Origin of the sequence: Halolamina salina (assembly GCF_042678005.1) — an archaeon.
GTDB lineage: Archaea > Halobacteriota > Halobacteria > Halobacteriales > Haloferacaceae > Halolamina > Halolamina salina.
The window spans coordinates 1-3,661 of sequence record NZ_JBHUDH010000129.1 but is presented as its reverse complement, the minus strand read 5'-3'; the positions used below and the strand labels follow the sequence as shown (position 1 = coordinate 3,661).

Below are 3,661 nucleotides of genomic sequence, written 5' to 3'. Positions count from 1 at the left end.
CCGGAGGCGCCGTTGGTCTGCGGCTGGTCGTCGTGTCGTTCCGCTCGGTCGTCGCGCCGGGATGGTGCCGCGGCGCGCGCTGACTCGCTCGTCGTGTGACTGCAGGCTCGCCGGTCGAGTGCTGCGACGGTCGGTGGAGAAGTGGTGGCTGTAGGGGTCAGACCCCTACGATGACGAGCGAGACGCTGACGCCGAGCGAACCGGTGTGGCGTCGACGCGTCATGGCCGGAGCGATGACACCGACCGTGATAACTCTTTCCGCGCCACGTCACACCGTGGCACGATCGCGAGCGCCGCGGCTGGCGCGGCGCGCCGTCGCGGGGAGCCATCAGGCCGGCCCCTCCGGGACGCGTTCGCGCTCGCGGTCGACGTCGTGTGCTGCGGCGACGGCTTCGAGCGTCTCGGCGGTGATCTCGTCGCCGTCGGCGCCGCGGTCTTTCACCTCGCGGGTGACCGCCCGGACCTGCTCGTCGGTCGGGTCGTAGCCCGCCTCGCGCAGGCGCTCGCGGACGGAGTGGGTGCCCGTGTGCTTGCCCAGCACCAGCTCGCGCTCGGCGCCGACCATCTCCGGCGTCATCACGCCAGGCTCGAACGTCGCCGCGTTCTCGATGACGCCCGCGGCGTGGATGCCGGACTCGTGGGCGAAGGCGTTCTCGCCGACGATCGGCGCGTTGGCTGGCTGGTCGACGCCGCTGCGCTCCTCGACCGTGCGGGCGAGGCCGGTGATCGCGGTGGTGTCGATCCCGGTGTCGGCGCCGTAGACGCTCTCTGCGGCCATGACGACCTGTTCGAGCGCGGCGTTGCCGGCGCGCTCGCCGATGCCGCCGACGGAGACCTGCGCCTGCTCGGCGCCGGCCTCGAAGCCGGCGAGCGCGTTCGCGCTCGCGAGTCCGAAGTCGTCGTGGGTGTGTACGTCGATGCGGGCGTCCGTGTGCTCCTTGACCGTCCGGATCAACTCGGCGAACCGCCCGGGGGTCGCGACCCCGCAGGTGTCCGGGACGTTGATCCAGTCGACGCCCACGTCGGAGACCGCCTCGACCACTTCGGCGAGGTAGTCGGGATCGGTCCGGGTGGCGTCCATCGGGGAGAACATCACGTCTACACCGGATTCGGCGGCGCGTTCGACGCTCTCGACCGAGCGCTCGATCACGGCCTCGCGGCTGGCGTGCATCGAGTCCTCGATCTGGACGTCGCTGGTCGACGCGAACACGTGGACCAGATCGACGCCGGCGTCGAGCGCGGCCTCGACGACCTCCTCGACGACGCGAGCCAGCCCGCAGACCGTCGTGTCGGCGGGCGNNCCGTGAACTCCGCGTCGGAGTTCACGGGGAAGCCCGCCTCGATCACGTCGACGCCGGCGCTGTCGAGTGCGGCGGCTATCTCGCGTTTGTCGTCGTAGGAGAACGAAGTCCGGGGCGACTGTTCACCGTCTCGCAGGGTGGTGTCGAAGATCCGAGCCGTGGCGAACTCGGGATCAGTTCTCAGCGTGCCCTGGGAGAACTCGATCCGCCGGGGTTTCCGACGCTCCCTCGGTGTCGTGAGACATTGCGTCCCACGCTACTTGGTGGCACTTGATAAAGCTGCCGGCGAGAACCATCACGATTAATAGGGCGTGTTACGTAGATGAAATGTTACGCACCACACCCGGAACGGAGTTAAGTGCCCCCGGGCGTGGGTAGTGGTATGAGTCGCCAAGACACGCGAGGCGGGGAGGGAGACAGCGCCGGGGAGAAGCCCCCCAATCTGCGGAGCCGCGAGGTGACTGAGGGGCCGGAGCGCGCGCCGCATCGCTCGATGTTCCGCGCGATGGGGTTCGACGACGACGACCTCGCCTCGCCGATGGTCGGCGTCGCCAACCCCGCGGCGGACGTGACGCCATGTAACGTCCACCTCGACGACGTGGCCGACGGCGCGATCGACGGCGTGGACGACGCCGGGGGGATGCCGATCGAGTTCGGCACGATCACGATCTCCGACGCCATCTCGATGGGGACCGAGGGGATGCGCGCGTCGCTGATCTCGCGGGAGGTGATCGCCGACTCCGTCGAACTGGTGGCGTTCGGCGAGCGCCTCGACGCGCTGGTGACGGTCGCGGGCTGTGACAAGAACCTCCCCGGGATGCTGATGGCCGCGATCCGGACCGACCTCCCGAGCGTGTTCCTCTACGGCGGCTCGATCCTCCCCGGCCAGCACGAGGGCCGGGACGTGACCGTCCAGCACGTGTTCGAGGGCGTCGGCACGTACGCGCAGGGGGAGATGAGCCGCGAGGAGTTGGACGAGCTGGAGCGAAACGCTTGCCCCGGCGCGGGCTCCTGCGGCGGGATGTTCACCGCGAACACGATGGCCTCGATCAGCGAGGCGCTCGGACTCGCGCCGCTGGGCAGCGCCTCCCCGCCCGCGGAGAGCGAGGGCCGGACCCGCGTGGCCGAGCGCGCGGGCGAACTCGCGCTCGACGCCGTCGAGAACGACCGCAAGCCCTCCGACATCCTCACTCGCGCGTCGTTCGAGAACGCGATCGCGGTGCAGGTCGCGATGGGCGGCTCGACGAACGCAGTGCTCCACCTGCTCGCACTCGCAGGGGAGGCGGGGATCGACCTCTCGATCGAGGATTTCGACGAGATCAGCCGCCGCACCCCCAAGATCGCGAACCTCCAGCCCGGCGGCTCGCGGGTGATGAAGGACCTCCACGACGCGGGCGGCGTGCCGGTCGTGATCCGCCGGCTGGTCGAGGCCGGCCTGTTCGACGGCGACGCGATGACCGTCACCGGCCGGACGGTCTCGGAGGAACTGGAGACGCTCGACCTCCCCGCCGACAGCACGCTCGACGAGACGGACTTCCTCCGGCCCGTCGACGACCCGTTCCACGAGGAGGGCGCGATCAAGATCCTGAAGGGAAACCTCGCGCCCGACGGCGCCGTCCTCAAGGTCACCGGCGAGGATCAGTTCCACCACGAGGGGCCGGCGCGCGTCTTCGAGAGCGAGGAGGACGCGATGAAGTACGTGCAGGAAGGAGGGATCGAGTCGGGCGACGTGATCGTGATCCGCAACGAAGGCCCGCGCGGCGGCCCGGGGATGCGCGAGATGCTGGGCGTCACCGCGGCCGTCGTCGGCCAGGGCCACGAAGACGACGTGGCGATGGTGACTGACGGGCGGTTCTCGGGCGCGACCCGCGGGCCGATGATCGGCCACGTCGCCCCGGAGTCGTTCGTCGGCGGCCCGCTCGGCGCGCTCGAGGACGGCGACCACGTCACGATCGACATCCCCGAGCGCAGCCTCGACGTGGCCCTCCCCGAGGAGGAGATCGAGGCCCGGCTCGACGACCGGGAGCGACCCGACCCGTCGTACGCCGGCGGCGTGCTCGGGAAGTACGGCGCGCAGTTCGGCTCGGCAGCCGACGGCGCGGTCACCAACCCCGGGCTGGAGCGGTAGTCCCGCTTCGGCCGCCTCGGAGCGCTCGGAAGGGAAACGCCTTAATCAGTTTCGGACCCACTCACACGTATGACTGACGAGGAGGAGCCGACCGAGGCCGAGGAGGAGGCGCTCCAGCTCTCCGCGGAGGAGATGGAGTCACGCCTCGACGAGGCGAGCGAGGCACTCGAGGCGGCCGAGACGGAGGCCGACCTCGACGACGGCGAGGCCACCGTCGACCGCGTCGCCGGGG

At 70.4% G+C, this 3,661-nt stretch carries 1 protein-coding gene and 1 pseudogene; one reads left to right on the top strand and one right to left on the bottom strand.

The window, feature by feature from the left end:
* Positions 1–328 precede the first annotated feature (328 nt).
* Positions 329–1,506, bottom strand: a pseudogene (locus ACFR9S_RS11195) (LeuA family protein).
* 177 nt (positions 1,507–1,683) lie between these two features.
* Here ACFR9S_RS11195 and ilvD point away from each other — a divergent pair.
* Positions 1,684–3,429, top strand: coding sequence for a dihydroxy-acid dehydratase (gene ilvD, locus ACFR9S_RS11190; protein ID WP_379818675.1), 1,746 nt, complete (start codon positions 1,684–1,686; stop codon positions 3,427–3,429).
* Positions 3,430–3,661 lie beyond the last annotated feature (232 nt).

Excerpts from the sequence above, each read along its gene's own strand:
- ilvD (WP_379818675.1), top strand. The coding sequence starts at position 1,684 with ATGAGTCGCCAAGACACGCGAGGCGGGGAGGGAGACAGCGCCGGGGAG.